Source organism: Pseudoclavibacter sp. AY1H1 (genome assembly GCF_002931055.1).
In the GTDB taxonomy this organism is placed as follows: domain Bacteria; phylum Actinomycetota; class Actinomycetes; order Actinomycetales; family Microbacteriaceae; genus Pseudoclavibacter.
In genome coordinates this window covers 233,239-255,369 of record NZ_PSXX01000002.1, presented here as the reverse complement: position 1 = coordinate 255,369, position 22,131 = coordinate 233,239, and the positions used below count along the sequence as shown (strand labels likewise).

Genomic DNA, 22,131 nt, shown 5'->3' with positions numbered 1-22,131 from the left:
GTTCCCGCCCAACTCGGTGACAGAGCTGTCACCGAGCATCACCGAGCTGTCACGGGCGCGCCCGCATCCCGCTCGTAGCGTTGGCAACGTCGCGCACAGCTCGCTGATGCTCGGCAGTTCGAAGACCAGGACAAAGGAGTTCTCCCGCATGCAACGCACACTGCTTCCCTTCGCGGTCGCGGCAACAGCCGCCACCGCTCTCCTCGCCGGCTGCTCGGCGGGTGCGGGCACCGAGGCGGGCGCCTCGAGCGAACCGGTCACGTTCATCTGCACCCCGCAGGAGGACTGGTGCCAGGTCATCGCCGCCGAGTTCACGGCGGCCTCCGGCATCCCGGCGAACTACGTGCGGCTGAGCGGCGGCGAGGCCGTCGCACGCCTCAGCGCGACAGGAGACACCCCGGAGTTCGACGCCTGGTTCGGCGGCGGCGCCGAGGGGCATCTCGCGGCCGACGAGTCCGGCTTCCTCGAGCCGTACACCTCACCGAACGCCGAGCAGATCCCGTCGGAGTACAAGGACGCGGATGGGCGCTGGACCGGTGTCTACGTCGGCGCGCTGAGCTTCTGCTCGAACACCGACGTGCTCGAGGAGATCGGTGCCGAGGCGCCGACCTCCTGGGCGGACCTGCTCGACCCGAAGTTCAAGGGGAACATCGCCATGGCGCACCCCGGCACCTCCGGCACGGCGTACCAGGCGCTCTGGACCGAGGTCGAGCTCAACGACGGCGACCAGGATGCGGCCATCGGCTTCTTCGGCAAGCTGCACTCGAACATCCTCCAGTACTCGAAGAGCGGCAGCGCGCCGGGCCAGATGGCAGGCCGCGGTGAGGTCGCCACCGGCGTGATCTTCGCCCAGGACTGCCAGAAGTTCGTGAACGAGGGCTTCACGAACCTCGAGACGACCTTCCCCTCCGAGGGAACCGGCTACGAGGTCGGGGCCGTCTCGCTCATCAAGAACGCGAAGAACCCAGAGGGCGCCAAGGCGTTCATCGACTGGACCCTCACGGCAGAGGCGCAGGATCTCGCCGCGACCGTCGGCAGCTACAGCGTGCCGACGAACCCGGACGCGGTCGTCACGGAGGACATGGTCGACTTCGACACCGTGAAGCTCGTGCACGCCGACATCGACGCCGCGGGGCAGGCGCGCAACGAGCTCACCGGACGGTTCGACTCGGAGGTGGCGCCTGCTCCCAAGGAGTAGAAGCGCGGACGAACAATGACCTCAACACTCGAAGCAGTCGCTGGCGGCGCCACGCCGCCAGCGGCCCCCGCCCCCGTACGAGGACGCGGTTCGCGCTCGGCGCCGCGGTCACGAGCCCGCGCCGACCGCAGCGTCGTGATCCTCGGCACGGCCGTCGCCGTCATCCTCCTGCTCCTCATCGGCTACCCGGTGATGAGCCTCCTCTCCGCAGCGTTCGCCCCGGATGGGCTCGCGGTGCTCGCGAGCATCGTGACCGACCCCGTCAATCATCGGATCGTGCTCAACACACTGGTCCTCGGGCTCATCGTCGGGGTCCTGGGCACCATCATCGGCTTCCTGTTCGCCTTCGCCCAGGTCCGCATCGCGTTCCGCGGCAAACGAGCGCTGCACCTGCTCGCGATGGTCCCGATCGTGGCGCCCCCGTTCGCGGTCGCCACCGCCGTCATCACGCTCTTCGGCCGCAACGGCGCCATCAGCAACGGCATCTTCGGCATCAAGGGCGACATCTACGGGCTCTCCGGCCTGGTGCTCGTCCTCGCCCTGTCCTTCTTCCCCGTCGCCTACATGAACTTCAAGGGCATGCTCGAGTCGCTCGACCCGAGCCTCGACGAGGCCGCAGCTGGCCTCGGGGCGAGCAAGCTCAAGGTGTTCTTCTCCGTCACCATCCCCATGCTCGTCCCCGGCTTCGCCGGGTCCTTCCTCCTGCTGTTCGTGGAGTCCATCGCCGACCTCGCGAACCCGCTGGTCCTCGGTGGCGACTACACGGTCCTCGCGAGCCGGGCCTACCTCGCCGTCACCGGCGACTACAACACGAGCGCGGGCGCTGCCTACTCGCTCACAATCCTCGTGCCCGCCCTCCTCGTGTTCCTCGTGCAGCGCTACTGGGTCTCGAAGCGCAGCGTCGTGACCGTGACGGGCAAGCCGACGGGACGATCCGAGCAGATCACCGCACCGAGCATCAGGGTGCCCATCCTCCTGCTCGTCGGCTCGATCAGCGCGCTCATCGTCACGATCTACGTGACCGTCCTGACCGGTGGCTTCATGAAGGTGCCAGGGGTCAACAACGAGTTCACGCTCGACCACTTCACCTTCGTCCTCACGGGCATCGGCTCGAAGGCCATGATCGACACGGCCACCCTGGCCCTCATCGCGGCCCCGATCGCCGGCGTGCTCGGGATGCTCATCGCCTGGCTCGTCGTTCGGAAGCTGCGTCGCACCTCCGGGCTGCTCGACTTCGTCGGCATGCTGGGGCTGGCCGTACCCGGCACCGTCCTCGGCATCGGCTACGCGCTCAGCTACATCACGCCGACCACGATCTTCGGCGTGCAGATCCTGCCGGCCCTCGCCGGTGGAAGCGCGGCGTTCTCCGGCGGCATCGCGATCGTGATGGTCTACATCACCCGCTCGCTGCCATCCGGCCAGCGCTCGGGCATCGCGGCGCTCAACCAGATCCATCCCGCCATCGAGGAAGCCTCCACGTCGCTCGGCGCCGGGTCGGGGACGACGTTCCGCAAGGTGACGCTGCCGCTCATCCAGTCGGCCCTCCTCACCGGCCTGACCTTCGCGTTCGCCAGGTCCATGACGACGCTGTCGCCCATCGTGTTCCTCACCACCCCAGGCATCAAGATCATGACCTCGCAGATCCTCGCCGAGGTCGACTCGGGGCGCTTCGGGAACGCGTTCGCGTACTGCACGGTGCTCATCCTCATCGTGCTGACGCTCATCCTCATCATCAACTTCCTCGTCCGAAAGGTGATCTTCCGTGGTCGCACACACCGTCGTTGACTCCGTCGATGGCCTCGCCGAGGCTGTCGGCATCGACCCTGAGGCCGCACTCGGCCGCATCACCCTCCGCAAGCTGACGAAGCGATACGGAGGCAAGGCCGACGACCCGCTGGCCGTCGACTCCGTCGATCTCGAGATCGAACCTGGCGAGTTCATCACCCTCCTCGGCCCCTCCGGCTGCGGCAAGACCTCGACGCTGCGGATGATCGCCGGGTTCGAGGAGCCGACCTCGGGGGAGCTCGAACTCGACGGGGCCGACATGATCCGCGTCGCCCCGAACCAGCGGCCCATGTCGATGGTCTTTCAGTCATACGCGCTCTTCCCGCACCTGTCGGTGCGCGAGAACGTCTCGTACGGGTTGAAGCTCAAGAAAATGCCGGCGGCGCGGATGCGCGAGGAGGTCGACACGGTCCTGACGATCATGAACCTCATGAACTTCGCCGACCGGGCGCCCCACCAGCTGTCCGGAGGTCAGCAGCAGCGCGTCGCCCTCGCCCGTGCGCTGGTCATGCGACCGAAGGTGCTGCTCTTCGACGAGCCCCTCTCGAACCTCGACGCGAAGCTGCGCGTCCTGATGCGCAACGAGATCCGCCGCCTGCAGCGTCGACTCGGCATCACGAGCATCTTCGTCACCCACGACCAGGACGAGGCGATGACGCTCTCCGACCGCATCGTCGTCATGAACCGCGGCCGGATCGAGCAGGTCGATGTCCCGGACACCGTGTACCGGCGCCCGGAGTCGGTGTTCGTCGCCGACTTCATCGGCCGCGCGACGTTCCTCGACGCCACCCTCCTCGCCGAGCCGGCGAATGGGCGGGCCCGGGTCGTGGCGCTCGGCCGGGAGTTCGAGACGGACTGCCAGGACGGCGTCACGATCGACACGGAGGTGCTCCTCATGATCAGGCCGGAGTCGGTGCGACTCTCCGGTCGAGTGGAGGCCGCGGAGGTCCACGGGGACGTCGGACGGGTCCTCACGACCATCTTCCACGGCGACAGCGTCGAGTACGAGATCGAGACCGACACCGGGACGATCGTGGCGCAGGTCTCGGACCCATCCGTCGAGGACATCCTGCGCCCCATGGACTGCGTTCGCGTTGGCATCGCCCCGGAACGCGGATGGCTGCTGCCCAAGACGGGCGACGAAGGCGACGACACGGCGGCTCACTAGGCGCCTGAGCGGTGTGCGGTCCCGGGTCACTTCCTTCTCGAAGGCGGTGGCCCGAATCGTGCGGCGGGGAAGAACTCCGACGCCGTCGGCCTAGGCCGATGGCCCTCGTGATCGGACTGCCAGCGACATCCGGAATCCTCGAAGCACGAGCCTGCCAGCGTCTCGAGGCGCCTATTCTCGCTTCCGTTGCGAGTAGGCGACGGCGGCTGCGGCAGCGAGGGAGCCGCCGATAGCGACGAGCACACCGCCGCCTCCTGTGATCGGAGTGAGGAGCCCGGCCCCGGCGGGAATGACGGACTGTGCGAGCCTGTTGCCGACGAGCCGGAGTGAGAGAGCGAGGCCGCGCTGGTCGACCGGCGCGACATCCGTGAGCCAGGCCATCGTGATGGGCTGGGTGACGCCGATGGCGAAGCCGTACAGCACGGCCGAGATCACGAGCCAGACGGGACCGATAGGGAGCCCGGTGAGCGCGAGCGTGACGGCGGCGACCCCCAGCGAGATGAGGAGGAGCAACCGTCGCGACAGCCGTCGGCTGAGTGCGGGGAGGGCCGCTCGCGATGCAAGCGTGGCGAGCGCGCGGCTCGTCAGCATGAGACTCACGAGGGCGGCCGAGACGCCTGGCTGCGTGCTCAGCGCAGGCCAGAAGGCGAGCGTCACATCGACGGATGCGATGGCGATGCCACCCGCGACGACGGCGCGGAAGGCACCGGGCTCCTGCAGGATGCGTCGGCTCGAGTCGAGCGATCCCGGCCGCTTGGACGTCGTCTCTCCGCGTGAGCTGCTCCCCAGGAAGACGCTGGCGATGCCGAGCAGGACGGCCGCCACCATCGCCGACCCGAAGACGAGGGGGAGGTTCGGGCCAGGACCAGAGGGGCTCGGGACGGCGAGGAGCAGCGGGCCGAGGGTCTGGCCGATGGACGCGGAGAGCGTGTAGAGGCCGAACGCCGACTCTCTTGAGCCGCTCTTCGAGCGATTCGCGACTGCGGTCTGCTCGCTGATGATGCTCAGCAGGTGGCCGACGCCGAGCACGAGCGCCGCGATCATGAGCCCGCTGACACTCTGCACGGAGACAAGGGCGATGCCGATCGCGGCGATCAGGAGGACACTGCCCAGCAGTGCGATGGTTCGCTCGCCGCGTCCGTCGGTGAGCCTGCCTGCGGGGAGGGCGAGGAAGAGCGCCGGGAGCGCGAACGAGGTCGCGAGCAGGCCGATGACCGCTTCCTGCCCGCCCGCTTCGAGGACCGCGAACGAGAGCCCGGGCCGGACTGCGTACGTCAGGACCTGGATGAGCACGGCGTGGATGATGATCCACGGCCACTTCGAACCGTTCGCGCCGGCCATTCAGCCGAGCCCCGCCAGGTGGGTCACTCCGCGGTTCCGCTGCGTGGCGCTGTGCTCGTCTCGAGGGCACCGATCGCGCGGCGCGCGAGGCTGTGCGTGATGTGGGCGTGGGAGAGCTCGCGGGCTCGCTCGGCGTCGCCCGCCACGATCGCATCTCGGAGTGCGCTGTGCTGGCGGTGCACCCTGGCGCGGTCCTCAGGTGTGGGAGTCCAAGCTCGAAGGGCCCGTTGGCGGTAGAGGTCGGTCTTGTCCCAGAGTCCATCGAGGATGCCGAGGAGCGTGGGGTTCGCTGCTGCCCGGTAGATCGAGCGGTGGAAGCGACGATGGGCGTCGAGCGCTTCTGCGGAGGCAACGCCGGTGAGCGGCTCCAGCTCGCCGAGCGCTGCCTCGATGCGGGTGAGGTCGGAGTCGTCGCGACGTTCGGCCGCCAGGGCGCAGGCGAGGGGGTCGGCGGCGGCGCGGACCTCGTAGAGGTTCTGGGCCTCCGCCTGGGAGAGCGGGATGACTCGAGCGTCCCGGTGCGCGCCGAGGTCGACGAGCCCCTCGGTCGAGAGGCGCTTGAGTGCTTCTCGAAGTGGTGTGGTGCTCAGGCCGAGCTCTGCGGCGAGCTTCGTCTGGCCGATGACGTCACCTGGTGCGTAGATGCCGGTCAGGATGCGGCGGCGGAGTTCCTCGTAGGCGAGCTCGCTCTTGCTTCTGAAGAGCGGCCGCGCTGGGGAGGCAGGGGCTGGCATGCACTGATCGTAGCAAGCGTCCCGGCATCGTGTAGCATCGAGCCTATAACCTACAGAGCAGTAGGAGACGGAGGAAGCATGCTGACGGACACCGGAGCGACGACGAGGGTTCTCGCCACCGCCTACGGCGACCTCGAGATCTGGCCCATCGGAGCCGTCCCCGGGGCGGAACGGCTGCCGTTCGCGCACCGCATCATCCTCGAGAACCTGTTGAGACATCACGACGGTGAGGTCGTCACCCGGAGAGACATCGACGCGCTCGTCTCCGGGGGTGCTGGCACACACGACATCGCGTTCCATCCCGCTCGCGTCTTCCTGCACGACACGAACGGCGTGCCCGTGCTCACCGATCTCGCGGCCATGCGCGATGCCTTCGCTGCACGCGGCATCGATCCAGCGCTCCTCGATACTGAAGTTCCCGCTCAGCTCACCGTCGACCACTCGGTGGTCACGGACTTCTTCGCGAGGCCGGACGCCCCCGCCCTCAACGTCCGCCGCGAGTACGAGCGCAACGCCGAGCGGTACCGGTTCATCAAGTGGGGGCGTGAAGCGTTCTCCGGGCTTGAGGTCGTGCCGCCCGGTGCCGGGATCATGCACCAGGTCAACGTCGAGTACCTCGCCGACGTCGTGACGGTGCGCGACGGCTGCGCGTTCCCCGACACCGTCGCCGGCACCGACTCGCACACCACGATGGTCAACGGCCTCTCCGTCCTGGCATGGGGCGTGGGCGGCATCGAGGCGGAGGCCGCCATGCTCGGCGAACCCGTCACGATGCTGATTCCGCCCGTCGTGGGTGTCGAGCTCATCGGACGCCTCCGACCAGGCGTGACGGCGACGGACCTGGTGCTGACACTCACCGAGCGGATGCGGGCCCTCGGTGTCGTCGGCAACATCGTCGAGTTCCACGGTCCAGGAGTCGCCGAGGTCTCGCTCGCGACACGATGCACGATCGCCAACATGAGCCCCGAGTTCGGCTCGACATCCGCGATCTTCCCGATCGACGAGGCGACGATCGAGTTCCTGCTCATGACGGGGCGAAGCGAGCAGCAGGCGAGCCTCGTGGAGACCTACGCGCGAGCCCAGGGGCTCTGGAGCGACCCAGGCAACCCGGCCGAGTACGACCGTCGGGTCGTCGTCGACCTCGACGGCATCACGCCGAGCCTGGCCGGCCCGCGGCGGCCACAGGACCGCATCGAACTGGCGGATGCGCCCGCCGCGAGCGCGCGAGCCCTCGCGGAGGCGCACCAGGTCGCGCCGCTCGCCTCCGGCGAGGGGGAGCGTGCCGTTCCCGATGGCGCCGTCGCGATCGCGTCCATCACCTCCTGCACCAACACGTCGAACCCCGCGGTCATGATGGCGGCCGGGCTGCTCGCGCGAAACGCCAGGGCGCGCGGCCTGCGGTCCAAGTCGTGGGTGAAGACGAGCCTCGCCCCCGGGTCTCGAGTCGTCACCGACTACCTCGCGAAGGCCGGGCTCATGTCGCCGCTCGAGGAGCTCGGCTTCGGGCTCGTCGGGTTCGGGTGCATGACCTGCATCGGCAACTCGGGCGACCTCCTCCCCGAGGTGCTCGCCGGCATCGAGCAGGATGGCATCGTCGTCGCCTCCGTGCTGTCGGGCAACCGCAACTTCGACGGCCGCATCAACAACGACGTCGGCATGAACTTCCTGACCTCGCCCCCGCTCGTCGTCGCCTATGCGCTCGCCGGCACGATGCACGTCGACCTGACCCGCGACCCAGTCGGGCACGACGCGGCGGGTGCCCCGGTCCACCTCGCCGACATCTGGCCGAGCGACCAGGAGATCCAGCAGGCCGTCTCGAGTTCCATCGACCCCGAGATGTACACCGACGCCTACTCGACCATCTTCGACGGCGACGAGAACTGGCAGGGGCTGGATGCTCCCGGCGGCGACGGCTTCGCCTGGGAGGCGGCCTCGACCTACCTGCAGCGGCCGCCCTTCCTCGAGCTCGACGCCGCGGCAGGCAGTGCCGACGTCGAGGGCGCGAGAGTGCTCATGTTCCTCGAGGACTCGGTGACGACCGACCACATCTGCCCCGCCGGCCGCATCCCGGCCGCCAGCGCGGCGGGCAGGCACCTGACCGAGCTCGGGGTCGGTGCCCGCGACCTGAGCAGCTACGCCTCGCGGCGCGGCAACTGGCGGGTCATGAAGCTCGGCGGGTTCACGAACACCCGCCTCGTCAACCGCCTGGTGCCAGCGGGCAACGGCGGGAGCACCCGCGACTTCCTCGCGGGGGAGCCCGCGGTGATGGCGCCCATCCGCGAGATCCACGCCGTCGCAGACGCCGCGGCCGACGCGGGGGTACCGCTCATCGTGCTCGCAGGGCGTGAGTACGGAACCGGGTCGTCCCGGGACTGGGCCGCGAAGGTCACCCGCCTGCTGGGAGTCCGGGCCGTGATCGCGCAGTCCTTCGAGCGCATCCACCGCTCCAACCTGGTCGGCATGGGCGTGCTCCCGCTGCAGTTCGAGGACGGGGCGAACGCCGACACGCTCGGGCTCGACGGCACCGAGAGCTTCAGCATCCGCGGCCTCGCGGCCGACACCGACGTGCCCGACCGCCTCGAGGTGGTCGCGGTGCATCCCGAGACCGGCAGCACCACTTCGTTCGTCGTGCGCGCACGCGTCGACACCTCGCTCGAGCAGCGCTACCTCCGTTCGGGCGGCGTGCTGCCGTACGCGCTCGACCGCGCCGCTGCGAGACACCAGCAGAAGCCGACAACCTCCGAGAAAGGCGAATGAAGATGGCAGGCAGCACCCACGTGAGCACAACCGATCTCGTCGACCAGTACGAGGACAGCATCCAGTCGTGCGACCTCCAGCTCCGCGACCTCGGCGGGTTCCTCCGATTCTCCGGGCGCATCGCGACCTTCCGCTCTCCCGTCGACAATCTCCAGCTCAAGGCCATCGTCGAGGAGCCTGGCGACGGCCGCGTCCTGGTCGTCGACGCCGGCGGCTCGCTGCACGCGGCCATGGCCGGCGGGAACATGGTCGCGAGGGCCGCGGCCAACGGCTGGGCGGGGCTCGTCGTCAACGGCGTCGTCCGAGACGCCGAGGAGCTCGCCGCGCTGCCCATCGGCGTCAAGGCGATCGGCACCAACCCGCGGCGGTCGACGAAGGACGGCCTCGGTGAGCGCGATGTCGCTGTCGAGTTCGGCTCGGTCGTCTTCCGTCCGGGCGAGTTCCTCGCCGCCGACGAGGACGGCGTCGTCGTCCTCGCCACCCCAACGGGCTGAACCGCCCACGCCACCTCCCTCACAGGAAACAACGGAGTTTCATGTCAAAGACACCCAGATCAACGCTCCGACGCGTCGTGAACGTCGTCGTCGGAGTCTGCGCAGTGGCGATCGTCGCCTCGGCGACGGCGCTTTCCATCAGCCGCTCATCGGCGGCCGAGGACGTGAGCGCGAACCTCACGCTCATCGCTCCCGCTGGCCCCGGCGGCGGCTGGGACGGGTTCGCCCGCGAGCAGCAGCAGGCGCTGCGCGCGACGGGCCTCGTCGGCAACGTGCAGGTCGTCAACATCCCGGGCGCCGCCGGAACCATCGGACTCGGCACCTTCACGACCATGACGGGTCGCAGCGACACCCTCCTCGTGACCGGGTCGGGCATGACCGGCGGAATCGCGCTCAACGACTCACCGGTCGGCTTCGACGACGTGCGACCCGTCGCGAAGTTCGCGGAGGACTACGACGTCATCATCGTGCCAGCCGACTCCCCGCACACGACCCTCCAGGAGCTCGTGGATGCGTGGGCCGCCGACCCGAAGTCCATCCCATGGTCGGGCGGCTCCGCAGGCACCATCGACCACCTGCTCATCGCCGAGCTCGCGCAGGCCGCAGGCATCCCGCCAGCCGAGCTGACCTACATCCCGAAGTCGGGCGGCGGCGAGGCGATCCAGGCGCTCCTGAACGGCACGGTGGATGCGGTCGCGACCGGCTACAACGACGTCTCCGACCAGATCGAAGCTGGCAAAGTCCGCGCCCTCGCGGTGAGCGGGGCTGAAGAGCTGGAAGGCGTCGACATCCCGACGATCATGTCGCAGGGCTACGACGTCGAGGTCGCCAACTGGCGCGGACTCCTCGCAGCCCCCGGGGTGAGCGACGAGGCCTTCCAGCAGCAGCTCGAGATCTTCAGCGAGCTCCGGGAGAGCGACGAGTGGCAGGAAGTGCTGACTCGTCTGAGCTGGGAGGACTCCTGGCTGACGGGACCGGAGCTCGACGCGTTCCTCGTCGAGGACATGGCCCGCACCGAGGCACTACTTGAGGAGCTGGGACTGTGACCGCACACACCGAGACGCATCTCGACGACTTCGACACCGGGGAAGCCCAGCCGAGCTGGTGGACCGGACGATCCGGGCTCATCTTCCCCGCCATCCTGGTGGCCTTCGCGAGCTACCTGCTCTACGGCCAGGTCACGATGGACGTCGCCCCGGACACGGATCCCCCCGGACCAGGGTTCTTCCCCGGTGTGATCATCGCGCTCCTCTACCTGTTCGCGGTGCTGCTGGCCATCGGCATCATCCGCAAGCCGCAGCTGCCGGAGGACGTGCACAGCGATCTGCGCACGGCCGAGATCAGCGTGCTCGGCCAGGGCGGTCCGCGCTGGTACAGCGACTGGTCTCGCGTCGCGTGGGCGGTCGGCGGGTTCGTCGCCTTCATCTTGTTGCTCCAGCCGCTCGGCTGGATCCTCGCGGCCGGCCTGCTGTTCTGGACCATGGCGCGTGCGTTCGCGTCGCCCAGCCCCGTGCGGGACATCCTCGTCTCGCTCACCTTCTCATCAGTGCTGTACCTGCTGTTCGCCGGGCTCCTCTCGGTGAACCTGCCAGCCGGAGCGATCTTCGGCGGAGGGATCTGACATGGACATCATCAACAGCCTTCTCGGCGGCTTCGAAGGGGCACTGACCCCGATCAACCTCATGTGGGTGTTCATCGGCTGCCTTCTCGGCACCGCTGTCGGCGTGCTTCCCGGTCTCGGCTCGTCGATGGCAGTCGCGCTGCTGCTGCCGATGACGTTCGCACTCGACCCGACCGGGGCGTTCATCCTGTTCGCCGGCGTCTACTTCGGCGGCCTCTTCGGCGACTCGACGATGGCCATCCTCATGAACACGCCGGGCTCGTCGTCGGCGATCGCCTCGACTTTCGAGGGGCATGCGATGGCGAAGGCCGGACGCGCGCCGCAGGCACTCGCGACGGCGGCCATCGGCGCGTTCATCGGCGGGTTCGTGTCCTCCATCGCGGTCGTCTTCCTCGCGCCGGCGCTCGCGGAGCTCTCGTCGAACTTCGGGCCCGCCGAGTACGTGGCGCTTGCGCTCTTCGCCTTTATCGCGACCTCGTCGATCGTCGCCGACTCGGTGGTGGCCGGACTCGCGAGCCTCACGCTTGGCCTCGGCATCTCGGTCATCGGCATCGACTCGGTGACGGGCACGGAGCGCTTCACAGCTGGCGTGCCCGAGCTGTTCGACGGCATCTCGCTGGTCACGGTGACCGTCGCCGTGCTCGCGCTCGGCGAGGTCTTCCGTGTGGCGTCCCGGGCCCGCCGCGAGCCGGCGAGCGTCTCGATGATGTCGAGCCGCACGCCTCGCCTGTCTCGCGTCGAGTTCTTCAACGCACTCCCCGCGTGGATCCGAGGCACGGGCATCGGCCTGCCCTTCGGTGTCATCCCCGTCGGCGGCTCTGAGGTGCCGACGTTCATGGCGTACAGCCTGGAGAAGAAGATCGACGGGCGCCGCAAGGATCCGGAGTTCGGCAAGGGCGCCATCCGCGGTCTCGCCGCGCCGGAAGCGGCGGGCAACGCGACGACGGGCACCGCCATGGCATCGCTGCTCGCTCTCGGGCTCCCGGTGTCCTCGACTGCCGCGATCATGCTCGCCGCCTTCCAGCAGTACGGCATCCAGCCTGGGCCGCTGCTCTTCGAGCGTGCGCCCGACCTCGTCTGGGGCCTGCTCGCGAGCTTCTTCATCGCCATGGTCGTGCTGCTGCTGCTCAACCTGCCGCTCGCCCCGCTCTGGGCGAAGCTCGCAGACATCCCGAAGCAGTACCTCTACCCGGGCATCGCCGTGTTCTGCGCGATGGGCATCTTCGCGACGTCCGCCTCGATCTTCGACCTGTGGATGCTGCTGCTCCTCGCCCTGCTCGGGTTCGCCATGCGCCGTTTCGGGATCCCGCTCGCTCCGCTCATGATCGGCATGGTGCTCGGGCCCCTCATGGAGACCAACGTCCGTGACGCCCTGCTGAGCTCGGGCGGTGACTACTCGGTGTTCTTCGCGAGCCCGATCGCCGTGGCGCTCTACGTCGTGCTGGCCGGGGTCGTCGCTTTCACCATCGTCGGACGGGTGCGCTCGTACCGACCGAAGAACGTCGAGTTCCAGACCACGCGCGAGACGAACTTCGAGGTGTCGGGCAAGAAGCGCCGCGACTAGGTCTCGTCGGCCCGGGGCGCCGCCGGTCAGCGTCGGCGCGCGGCTCGGACGCCGTTCAGGATGACGAGCAGCTCCGCGGCTTCGTGCACGAGCACGACCCCGGCGAGGCCAAGCACGCCGAACAGCGCGAGCGGGAACAGGACCACGATGATGGCGAGCGCAAGCGCGATGTTGACGGTCATGATGCGACGTCCGCGTCTGGCGTGCGCGAACGCGCTCGGAAGCAGCCTGAGGTCGCTTCCCGTGAAGGCGATGTCCGCGGACTCGATCGCCGCGGCGGACCCATGGGTCCCCATGGCGATCCCGACGGTTGCCGTGGCGAGCGCCGGGGCGTCGTTGATGCCGTCGCCGACCATCGCGGTCGGCGTCTTGGACGCCAGCCGTTCGATGACGCGGGCCTTGTCCGCCGGAAGCTGCTCGGCGTGCACCTCGGCGATCCCCGCCTGCGATGCGAGTGCCTGCGCGGTCTGCGTGTTGTCGCCGGTCAGCATGAGGGAGCGGATGCCGAGCCGGGAGAGCTGATCGATGGCGTCCGCAGCATCCGGGCGCAGCTCGTCGCGGACGCCGATCAGGCCTGCGATGCTGCCATCGACCTCGACCACGACGACCGTCATGCCATTGCCCGCCAGCGTCTCGGCCGCGACCTCCATGCCGAGCGGCGGGAGCCACCTCGTGTTGCCCACTCGCACGGCCGCGCCATCCACCTGGCCGGCTATGCCGAGTCCTGCGAGCTCCTCGACGTCGGTGGCGGTCAAGGGGGCCTCACCCGCCGCAGTGATCGCGCTGGCGAGCGGATGCCCGCTGACGGCCTCGAGGGCAGCCGCGAGGTCGACGACACCCTGCCCGGTCCAAGCGGCCCCCGGAACGACCTCGACGACGCGCGGGTCGTTCATGGTCAGCGTGCCCGTCTTGTCGAACGCGATGGTTCGGATCGTTCCGAACTGCTCGAACGCAGCACCGGATGTGATGACCACACCGAGCTTCGAGGCGGAGCCGATCGCGCTGATCACGGTCACCGGGACGGCGATCGCGAGGGCGCAGGGAGAGGCGGCGACGAGCACGACCAGGGCACGCTCGGTCCAGAGCGCCGGATCTCCGACGAGGAACCCGAACGCCACGATGAGCAGCGCCAGCACGAGCACCGTCGGCACGAGCGGGCGGGCGATGCGGTCCGCCAACCGCGCGCGGTTCCCCTTCTTGGCGTGGGCTTGCCGGACCAGCTCGACGATCTGGGTCAGCGAGTTGTCCCGACCGTCGGCCGTGGCCTCGATGCGCAGAGCGCCGGAGATGGCGATGGTCCCGGCCGCGATCGCGTCTCCCGGTTCGAGCTGCACGGGGATGGACTCGCCCGTGACCGCCGACGTGTCGACGTTCGATCGGCCCTCCCGCACGATGCCATCCGTGGCGGCGCGGTCACCGGCGCCGAGCTGCAGCACATCTCCGCGACGCACCTCGCTGGCCGGAACGGTCGCGGTGCCGCCGGTGCGGACCACGATCGCCGTCTCCGGGAGCAGCGCGAGGAGCGCGCGCAGCCCATCCTTGGCCCGCGACATCGCGCGGCCCTCGAGCGTCTCCGCGAGGGAGAAGAGGAACGCGAGTGCTGCGGCCTCGCCCACGTGCCCGAGGAGCACGGCACCGATCGCGGCGATCGTCATAAGCAGCCCGACCCCGAGGCGGCCCCGCGCGAGGCGACGGAGCGTGTCGGGGACGAAGGTCGAGGCCCCGGCCAGCAGGGCGATGGCATGGAAGGCGACCGCGGCGGCGGGCGTCCCGCCCCATTCGAACCCGTAGCCGACGATCAGCGCGACGCCCGACACCGCGGACGGCAGGAGCGCCCGATCCCGCCACCAGGGCGCGGCGACGGGCGGTCCGCCCGTCGGCTCGGCTGCGGAGGCCGGTGAGGTCGCCGAAGCCAGTGTGGCCGCCGACGCCAGCCGAGGTCCGCAGCAGGCATCCCCGTCGTCGTCTCCGCATCCCGCAGCGACGACCGGCGACGGAGGAAGGTTGTCGGAGGCGGGTGACGGCCCCGAGCGGAGCAGCAGCGGCCGACGCGGGGCGCCTCCTCGCGGGGGTTCGGCCGGGCCGCAGCATTCCTCGCTCACGCGGGACCAGCCGCTTCCGAGGCGCACGCCGCGCAGCTGTCGCAGTCGGACCCGCACGGGACGCCCTCGTCGACGGCCAGGACGGTCTCGATCAGCATGCCGAGCGCGCGGGTGATGTGCGAGTCGGCGATCTCGTACCGCGTCTGCCTGCCCTCGGGGCTCGCGACGACGATGCCGCACCCCCGCAGGCAGGCGAGGTGGTTCGAGACGTTCGTGCGAGTGAGCCCCAGCGACTCGGAGAGACGCGCGGGGTACCCGGGGCCGGAGAGGAGCGCAAGCAGGATCCTCGATCGGGTGGGATCCGCCATCGCCCGACCGAGCCTGTTCATCACGTCGAGCCTCGAAGCAAGAGTCAGCATGGAGTGACTATACAGCGAAGAGTGACCTGTTTCACATGTCCCGAACGCCAGGTCCACGAGTATCGAGCCGGCGCCCGGGAGGTTCAGGCGATGCGACCGCGGTACTGCCGCATCTTGCTCCGCGCACCGCACGTGTTCATGTCGCACCAGGTGCGCGTCCTGGATCGAGAACTGTCGAAGAACACCCACCGGCACGTGTCCGACGCGCAAGTCCTGAGCCGCAGCCCCGAGCCGGTCAAGCCGGAGAGCAGCAGTGCTCGGACCGCCGCGCCTGCTGGCGACGCCGTCCGTGCGCTCGACGGGGTCAGCGAAAGTCGACCGTCATCGTCGACGTGAGGGCTTGCCCAGTGCTCCTGAGCGAGCCGGTTCAGGGCCGATCGCGCTGACGCGTCGCTCCGGTCGGCGAGGAACGCGCGGATGACCTCGCGCGCGCCGCGCAATGAGGTGAGGTGCTCGAGCGTGCAGTCCCCGTTCCATCCGTGCTGGACCATCCACTCCTGCCCGCCACGCAGGGTCGCCAGGGCATCTGTGCCGTGCAGCAGCGTCGCGCTGTTGCAGAACTCTTCAACGACGCGCAGCTCCTCAGGCACAACTGACTGCACGGTGCTCACGTGCTCAACAGTCTGAGGAGTTCGCCCGGCTGGTCCTCCGGGACCATGTGTCCGGCTCCGTCGACGAGAGAGAACCGCGCGTGATCCGGAAGTGCCGTCATGAGTCGCTGGGCGTAGTCGACATCGAGCCACGAGTCGTCCGCACCCCAGATCACGTGGACCGGGATGTCCAGCAGGTGGAGTAGCCCCTGGAGCTCGTCGGTGTTGTCCTCGCCACCCTGCGCGTACTGCTGGTAGAACGCCCGTGCACCTTCTGTCCCTGCCCACTGGTCCGTGTACGAAGCCAGCGCCTCCGCGCGGAGACCCGTGTGGCTGCCGGACCGGATCTTGGCGTCGATGAGGGCAGCGCTGGCCCAGGCTGGAAGCGCCTCGAAGGCCGCGGGGTGCTGGTGGATGGTCTGGAAGAATCCCCCGGAGCCCCAGCCGCTCACCGTGGCGGCATCGATGAGCGTGAGTGACTCGAAGGTCACGTTGTGGAGAAGTGCGGCGCGCAGTGCGACCGCGCCGCCGACATCGAGTGCCACAACCTGAGGTGCGGAGACGCCCCAGTGTTCGAGAAGGTCGACGAAGATCACCGCTTGCTGCCGAAGGCTCACGTCGGGTGCGGTGCGGGTCGACTGCCCGAATCCGAGCATGTCCCAGACGTGGACCCGGTGATCGCGAGCCAGCACCGGAACGACGTCGCGCCAGATGAATGACGAGAATGGCGTGCCGTGCAGCAGGACGAGCGGGGGCCCGTCGCCGAACGAACCCCATCGCACCGTGCCGTCGCCGACCTCGAACCGCTCGGGAAGCGCCCAATCGCTCATTTGTCTCCCTTTGTTGTTACTGTCTAGTCGGATTAGACGGTAACAGAGGTGACGCGGCATGGTGCGGTTGGCGCCACCGTCGACCTCCCCGCCACGAGCCTGAATGTCGGAGGTCGACAGCCTCAGCGCCAGCAGCAGTCAGCGACCGGCCCACTCGCCGCGCACGTGGCCGATGTGCTGTGTCACCAGCTCCTGCATCCGCGCTCGGTCGCGGTCGAGCGCCGCCTCGATCATCTGGCCGTGCTCGAGCGTGGACGCGGTGAGCTGGCCGGCTTCGGCGAGCGGCAGCAGGTTGTGGAGGCGGCTACGCTCGCGGGCACGCCGCACGATCTGGACGAGCTCCGGGTTGCCGTGGAGAGACAGGAACGAGGTGTGGAACTCGGTGTCGGCCGTCAGGTAGGCGACCATGTCGTTCGCCGCCTCAGCTCGCTGCATCGCCTCGACGACGGGGCTCAGCGAGCGGATGCGCGCCGCGTCCTCGTCGCTGTGCCGCTCGGCGATGTCGCCCATGACGGGTACCTCGAGCAGCCGGCGCACTTCGGCGAGGTTGTCGAGCTCGGCGCGCGTGACCTCCGTCACGCGGAACCCCGTGTTCGGCAGTACCTCGACCATCCCATCACGCGACAGCTCGAGCATCGCCTCCCGGACCGGGGTCGCCGAGGAGGCGAAGCGGGCGGCGAGCGCAGGCGCCGAGTAGACCTGCCCAGGGGTGAGCTCGCCGCCGATGAGTGCGGCTCGCAGTTCCGCGGCCACGCGCTGGCGCACGGAGTCGCGACGGCCCGGGCTGGGCTGCGCGCCGGCGGGGGTGCTCATCGGCGACGCCCGTCTGCGTCGGCGATCGCCCGGGCCAGCACGAGGTCCTCCCACGACATTCCGGCGCTCTTGAACACCACGGGTCGCCCGCGGAGCGGCCGGCGGGTGCCCTGCACGAGATCGGCCATCGGGATCAGGTCCCGCGCGTCGAGGGCGTCCTCGTCGATGGCCATGATGACGTCGCCGCACTCGCGAAGCGCCGCCGCGACGTCCTCGACGATCACGTCGGCTCGGCCGAGCAGCGCACCCGGCAGCTCGCGTGCATCCGGCGAATGCGAGCCGACCGCCACGACCACGGCGTCGTCGCGCACGAGCTCGTCGGGGAAGAGCGGGGCCGAGGCTGTCGTCGTGCACAGGATGAGCCCAGCCGCGCGGGTTGCAGCCTCGGCCTCCTGGCTGCCCGCCGCGACCACGGCGTCGAAGTCCTCGCTCGCGGGGACGCGCGCGGGTGAGCGGACCACCGACGTGACTCGGCCGATCTGCCGTGTGCCCTCGAGCACGGCCCTGACCGTGCGCACGTGTGCTCTCGCCTGCGGGCCGGCGCCATAGGCGACGACCTCCAGCGGGCCGGAGTCTCGCTCGAGCGCATCCTTGACCGCCGCCACTGAGACAGCCGAGGTACGAATATCGGTGAGGGCCGGCCCGTCGATGAGGGCGCGAGGCGTGAGCGTGTCCGCGTCGAACAGCACGTAGAGGCCCTGGATGCGGGCGAGTCCCCGCGCCGGGTTGTCCGGTGCGATCGTCAGCAGTTTGATGCCGGCGCTGTCCGCGGTCTCGGCCGGCATGAGGAGGAACTCGCCGTGCTCGAGCGACTCGAAGATGCGCGCGTGGTCGGTCTCGGGACGGAACCCGTCGGCGAGGGCGCGCCGGAGCGCATCCACAGCCGCCGTCGGGGAGAGGAGCGCCGCGACGTCATCGGCGCCGAGATAGGGGATGCGCGCGCTCATCGCAGCACGAACCCGGGCGTCATCTCGTCACGAGGGTCGACCTCGAAGACGTGCTCGCCGGTCTTGTGCGCCATGCCCGAGACCTGCGCCGTCGTCGCGCGACGCCCAGCCTCGACGCCCTCCGCGACGACGCGGGCGAGGAAGCGGGAGCCGACGATGGAGTCGTGCACGAGCTCGGACCCGACGGGCAGCGCGCCCTGCTCGGTCAGCGTCGCGACCCGGGCGCACGTGCCGGAACCGCAGGGGGAGCGGTCGAGCTCACCGTCGGCGAACACCGTGGCGTTGCGCTGGCGGACGACGCCGTCGGCGCTGTGGTCGGAGAAGAGGATCGTGCCGTAGACCCCGCTCAGTCGTCCGTCGTTCGGATGCTGGGCGTGCGGCGAATCGTTCAGGAGCCACTTCACCTCCCGCCCGAACGCGATGATCTCGCTCACGTCCTCCGGCTCGATCGACAGCCCAACGGCGCTCGCGTCGACCTGCGCGTAGATGGCCCCGGCGAAGGTGAGGTCGGCGAGCACCGCGCCCCTGGATGTCGAGACGGGGACCTGCCGCGCGAGCACGTAGCCCGGAACGTTGATGAAGTCGGCCCCCGTGACGGTGCCATCTGGGTCGGTGTGGACCCTCGCGGTCACGCGCCCGGAGGGGACGTCGATGATGACGTCCGTCGTGCCGCTGGTCTCGGCGGCGACGAGGCCGCTCTCGATGGCCCACACGCCGAGCGCGATCGTGCCGTGCCCGCACGCCGTCGAGAACCCATCCTTGTGCCAGAAGAGCACCCCGAGGTGGGCGCCGTCGTCGTTCGGCTCGACGATGAAGCCGCCGTACATGTCGGCGTGCCCGCGCGGCTCGAAGCAGAGCAGTTGGCGGACTCGGTCGATGGCGGGGGAGGCCATGGCGAAGACGCGCTTGCTGGCCACGTCTGCGCCCTCGATCGGGATCCCGAGCTCCGGCACGATGCGGAACGGCTCGCCGGCCGTGTGGTAGTCGATCGTCGTGTAGCGCTCGCGCATGAAGCCTCCAGAGAGATTGCAATTGCAATCACACTAGGGCACGGCGCGCGCGACCGACAGGGTGGGGGTGAGACACGCGACTCGCGCGCCACTCGAACCCTGCCTAGAACATAGGTACGATGGCGGGGTCATGAACTCGTACCTGCTCCATGCCGACGCCGACTCCTTCTTCGCATCGGTCGCCCTGCGTGACCGGCCGGAGCTCGCAGCCAAGCCCGTCGCCGCCGTGGCGCACCTGTTCATCGCCAGCGCCAACTACCCGGCTCGGGAGTTCGGCATCCACGCCGGCATGCTCGTCACCGAGGCGCGTGAGCTGTGCCCACGCATCCTGCTCGTCGAGGCCTACCGCCAGGAGATCGAAGCGGTCGGGGATGCGCTCTACGCGCTCTTCGACTCGGTCGCGCGGGGAATCGAGCCCGGCTCGATCGAGGAGGCGTTCCTCGACGTCGGGGCGCGCACGCCGGAGGAGGCGCAGAGTGTCGCCCGTGAGCTCCGTCGCCGCGCGGCGACCGAGCTGCGCATCCCCGTCAGCGTCGGCATCGGCCGCACGAAGCTCATGGCGAAGCTCGCCTCGAGAGCAGCGAAGCCCGACGGCGTGCACGTCATCGACGAGGCGCGCGAGCTGGAGCTGCGCACCGAGCTGCCCATCGGCGAGGTGTGGGGCATCGGGGCACGCACCGAGGCGCGGCTCATCAAGCTCGGCGTCGCCCGCATCGGCGATGTCGACGTCATCCCGCGCGACGAGCTGCTGCGGGTCTGCGGCACGGGGATGGCCAGGCGGCTGTGGCGCATCCGCGCCGGAACCGACGATGCGATGATCTCGCCCATCCGGCACCGCACGAGCCTCACCTCGGAATCGTCGACCTCGGGGTACGCGCGGGCCGACCGCACGCCGGAGGAGGTCGTCGAGGGCTGCGTCGAGCGCGTCTGCCACCGGGCGACTCGAGCGGGGCTCAGCGCCACGGGCATCAAGCTCGAGCTGCGCCCCGTCGGGCTCGGCCCGGTCAGGGAGAAGTACCAGGGCATCGACTCGAGCGCGTCCTTCGACGTGTGGATGCCCGTCGCGAAGAAGCTGCTCGTCGACTCGAGCACCTCGGAGCTCGAGTCCGCGAGCGTGACGCTCACCGGGCTGGTTCCGGTCGAGATGGTGCAGCCGACGCTCTTCTGACGATCCCGCCCCGCGGTTTCGTCTGCCCGGTACCCTGCCTCTACGCTGAACTGCAGATCGCGGGATGCGCGAGCGGACGAGACGAGGACCCCGACGATGAGCAGCACTCTCGAGCCGCGCGAGGGCATCCTGCGCCCCATCTCGGCGGGCGTGGTCTCGGCGCTCGTGGCGTTCACGAGCTCGTTCATCGTCGTGCTGACGGGCCTGACCGCCGTGGGGGCGAGTGCAGATCAGGCGTCGAGCGGCCTCCTCGCCGTGAGCGTCACCATGGGCCTCGGGTGCATCCTGCTGGCGGGATGGACTCGCCTGCCCATCACCGTCGCCTGGTCGACACCGGGCGCGGCCCTGCTCGCGGCGACGGGCACCATCGATGGCGGCTGGCCGGTCGCGGTCGGCGCGTTCCTCATCACGGGACTCCTCATCATCGTCACGGGGCTCATCCCGCAGCTCGGAGCGCTCGTCGCTCGCATTCCCGTCTCCGTCGCCCAGGCGATGCTCGCGGGCGTGCTCTTCCAGCTCTGCCTCGGCCCGATCACCGGCATGGCGGAGAACCCGCTCGCCGTCGCGCCCGTCGTCATCGCCTGGCTGCTCGCGCTGCGCTTCCTGCCTCGATGGGCCGCGCCGATCGCGTTCCTCGTCGCGGCGATCGTCATCGGCGTGCACATCGTCGCCTCCGGCGCCTCGATCCAGGCCGCCGACCTCGCCCCGCGCCTGGAGTTCACCGCTCCGGAGTTCTCGATCGCCGGCATGATCGGCATCGCACTGCCCCTCTACCTCGTCACCATGGCATCTCAGAACGTGCCGGGGGTGGCCGTCATGAAGGGCCTCGGCTTCGAGGTGCCGTGGCGGCGGTCGCTCATCGCGACCGGCATCGGCACCGTCGTCGGCGCCCCCGCCGGAGGCCACGCCATCAACCTCGCCGCGATCAGCGCGGCCCTCGCCGCGGGGCCGGAAGCGGGCGAGGACCGTTCACGGCGCTGGGTGGCGAGCGTCACCAACGGAGTCGTCGTCATCGTCCTCGGCGTGGCATCGGCCGCGTTCGGAACGCTGGTGCTGCTCGCCCCGGCCGGCGTCATCGCCGCAGTGGCGGGGCTCGCGCTCATCGGCACGCTCGCCGGCTCGCTCAAGGCGGCGCTCGCCGAGACGGGCGAGCTCGTGCCAGCCGTCGTGACCTTCGCGACCGCCGCATCCGGCATCGCGATCGGCGGGGTCAGCGCCGCCTTCTGGGCACTGCTCGCGGGCCTCGTCGTGCGCTTCGTCGTCCGACCGCGTCGCCCATCCACCGAGAGCTGAGTTGTGGTCGTCTCGGGCGACGAATGGCGACCACAACTCAGCTCTCGGTGGATGCGCGGCCCGATGCGCGGCCCGCGCTCAATCGTTGCGGGGCGCCGTGATCCGAACGATCACGAGGTAGACCGCGAGGGAGACGACGGCGCCCACGATCGCCGAGGTCCAGTTCGGCAGCGAGAACGGGTCGCTCGTGCTGCTCCAGAACAGGACGCTGCTGAGCCAGCCGCCGAAGAGCGCGCCGAGCGCGCCCACGAAGAGCGGCGCGATCCAGTCGTCGCGCCTGCGGGTGGGCAGGAAGCGCTTGGCCAGCACCCCCAGGAGAAGGCCGATGGCGAGGAAGGCGAAGTAGCTCACGCGTGC

Annotated in this window: 20 protein-coding genes; 10 read left to right on the top strand and 10 right to left on the bottom strand. The window is 69.6% G+C overall.

Annotated features, from left to right (window positions below):
• The first annotated feature begins 148 nt into the window (after positions 1-148).
• The 3 genes from C5E05_RS05630 to C5E05_RS05620 are packed head-to-tail and all read left to right on the top strand — an operon-like array spanning position 149 to position 4,151.
• Positions 149-1,198 (top strand): ABC transporter substrate-binding protein, encoded by a 1,050-nt coding sequence (locus tag C5E05_RS05630; RefSeq protein ID WP_104242391.1) that lies wholly within the window; start codon positions 149-151, stop codon positions 1,196-1,198.
• Positions 1,199-1,213: 15 nt separating this feature from the next.
• Complete coding sequence (locus C5E05_RS05625) at positions 1,214-2,983, top strand: iron ABC transporter permease (protein ID WP_104242389.1); 1,770 nt, start codon at positions 1,214-1,216, stop codon at positions 2,981-2,983.
• Positions 2,961-4,151, top strand: coding sequence for an ABC transporter ATP-binding protein (locus C5E05_RS05620; RefSeq protein ID WP_258064774.1), 1,191 nt, complete (start codon positions 2,961-2,963; stop codon positions 4,149-4,151). The genes C5E05_RS05625 and C5E05_RS05620 overlap by 23 nt, the downstream gene beginning before the upstream one ends.
• A gap of 171 nt (positions 4,152-4,322) precedes the next feature.
• Here the strand turns inward: C5E05_RS05620 and C5E05_RS05615 are convergent, their stop codons facing one another.
• Positions 4,323-5,492: an MFS transporter gene (locus C5E05_RS05615; RefSeq protein WP_104242387.1), complete on the bottom strand. Its 1,170-nt coding sequence runs from the start codon at positions 5,490-5,492 to the stop codon at positions 4,323-4,325.
• Positions 5,493-5,515: 23 nt separating this feature from the next.
• A complete protein-coding gene (locus tag C5E05_RS05610) occupies positions 5,516-6,226 on the bottom strand; it encodes a GntR family transcriptional regulator (RefSeq protein ID WP_104307109.1) in 711 nt (236 codons plus the stop codon).
• A 78-nt stretch (positions 6,227-6,304) separates the two neighbouring features.
• Here C5E05_RS05610 and acnA point away from each other — a divergent pair, with 78 nt between their 5' ends.
• Genes acnA through C5E05_RS05585 form a run of 5 tightly spaced genes read left to right on the top strand, consistent with a single transcriptional unit; the run spans position 6,305 to position 12,662 of the window.
• A complete protein-coding gene (gene acnA, locus C5E05_RS05605; protein ID WP_104242383.1) occupies positions 6,305-8,983 on the top strand; it encodes an aconitate hydratase AcnA in 2,679 nt (892 codons plus the stop codon).
• Between the two features lie 2 nt (positions 8,984-8,985).
• Positions 8,986-9,477 (top strand): ribonuclease E activity regulator RraA, encoded by a 492-nt coding sequence (gene rraA / locus C5E05_RS05600; protein ID WP_104341354.1) that lies wholly within the window; start codon positions 8,986-8,988, stop codon positions 9,475-9,477.
• Positions 9,478-9,518: 41 nt separating this feature from the next.
• Positions 9,519-10,523 carry a tripartite tricarboxylate transporter substrate binding protein gene (locus tag C5E05_RS05595; protein ID WP_104341353.1) on the top strand — a complete coding sequence of 335 codons (1,005 nt, stop codon included), beginning with the start codon at positions 9,519-9,521 and terminating at the stop codon, positions 10,521-10,523.
• Positions 10,520-11,098, top strand: coding sequence for a tripartite tricarboxylate transporter TctB family protein (locus C5E05_RS05590; RefSeq protein ID WP_104307106.1), 579 nt, complete (start codon positions 10,520-10,522; stop codon positions 11,096-11,098). Before C5E05_RS05595 ends, C5E05_RS05590 begins: the two co-directional genes overlap by 4 nt.
• A 1-nt stretch (position 11,099) precedes the next feature.
• The gene (locus tag C5E05_RS05585) at positions 11,100-12,662 is read left to right on the top strand and encodes a tripartite tricarboxylate transporter permease (RefSeq protein ID WP_104242375.1); all 1,563 of its coding nucleotides are present in this window, start codon (positions 11,100-11,102) and stop codon (positions 12,660-12,662) included.
• A 26-nt stretch (positions 12,663-12,688) separates the two neighbouring features.
• On the opposite strand, the gene C5E05_RS05580 is transcribed toward C5E05_RS05585, so the two are convergent.
• From C5E05_RS05580 to C5E05_RS05550, 7 genes are all read right to left on the bottom strand, one after another.
• Positions 12,689-14,764, bottom strand: a complete 2,076-nt coding sequence (locus C5E05_RS05580; RefSeq protein WP_374953445.1) for a heavy metal translocating P-type ATPase — start codon at positions 14,762-14,764, stop codon at positions 12,689-12,691.
• Positions 14,761-15,123 (bottom strand): helix-turn-helix transcriptional regulator, encoded by a 363-nt coding sequence (locus C5E05_RS05575; protein ID WP_104242373.1) that lies wholly within the window; start codon positions 15,121-15,123, stop codon positions 14,761-14,763. Before C5E05_RS05575 ends, C5E05_RS05580 begins: the two co-directional genes overlap by 4 nt.
• Before the next feature lie 83 nt (positions 15,124-15,206).
• Complete coding sequence (locus C5E05_RS05570) at positions 15,207-15,734, bottom strand: CGNR zinc finger domain-containing protein (RefSeq protein ID WP_104341352.1); 528 nt, start codon at positions 15,732-15,734, stop codon at positions 15,207-15,209.
• Positions 15,731-16,543 carry an alpha/beta fold hydrolase gene (locus tag C5E05_RS05565; RefSeq protein ID WP_181059391.1) on the bottom strand — a complete coding sequence of 271 codons (813 nt, stop codon included), beginning with the start codon at positions 16,541-16,543 and terminating at the stop codon, positions 15,731-15,733. The genes C5E05_RS05570 and C5E05_RS05565 overlap by 4 nt, the downstream gene beginning before the upstream one ends.
• 138 nt (positions 16,544-16,681) lie before the next feature.
• Complete coding sequence (locus tag C5E05_RS05560; protein WP_104341350.1) at positions 16,682-17,356, bottom strand: GntR family transcriptional regulator; 675 nt, start codon at positions 17,354-17,356, stop codon at positions 16,682-16,684.
• Positions 17,353-18,303 carry an ornithine cyclodeaminase family protein gene (locus tag C5E05_RS05555; protein WP_104341349.1) on the bottom strand — a complete coding sequence of 317 codons (951 nt, stop codon included), beginning with the start codon at positions 18,301-18,303 and terminating at the stop codon, positions 17,353-17,355. Before C5E05_RS05555 ends, C5E05_RS05560 begins: the two co-directional genes overlap by 4 nt.
• The gene (locus C5E05_RS05550) at positions 18,300-19,313 is read right to left on the bottom strand and encodes a proline racemase family protein (RefSeq protein ID WP_104341348.1); all 1,014 of its coding nucleotides are present in this window, start codon (positions 19,311-19,313) and stop codon (positions 18,300-18,302) included. The genes C5E05_RS05555 and C5E05_RS05550 overlap by 4 nt, the downstream gene beginning before the upstream one ends.
• 130 nt (positions 19,314-19,443) lie before the next feature.
• Here C5E05_RS05550 and C5E05_RS05545 point away from each other — a divergent pair, with 130 nt between their 5' ends.
• Both C5E05_RS05545 and C5E05_RS05540 read left to right on the top strand, forming a co-directional pair.
• Positions 19,444-20,481 (top strand): DNA polymerase IV, encoded by a 1,038-nt coding sequence (locus C5E05_RS05545; protein ID WP_104307100.1) that lies wholly within the window; start codon positions 19,444-19,446, stop codon positions 20,479-20,481.
• A gap of 96 nt (positions 20,482-20,577) precedes the next feature.
• Positions 20,578-21,774 (top strand): benzoate/H(+) symporter BenE family transporter, encoded by a 1,197-nt coding sequence (locus C5E05_RS05540; RefSeq protein WP_104341347.1) that lies wholly within the window; start codon positions 20,578-20,580, stop codon positions 21,772-21,774.
• A gap of 78 nt (positions 21,775-21,852) precedes the next feature.
• Here the strand turns inward: C5E05_RS05540 and C5E05_RS05535 are convergent, their stop codons facing one another.
• On the bottom strand, positions 21,853-22,125 hold the full coding sequence (locus C5E05_RS05535) for a GlsB/YeaQ/YmgE family stress response membrane protein (RefSeq protein ID WP_104242356.1): 273 nt from the start codon (positions 22,123-22,125) through the stop codon (positions 21,853-21,855).
• Positions 22,126-22,131 lie beyond the last annotated feature (6 nt).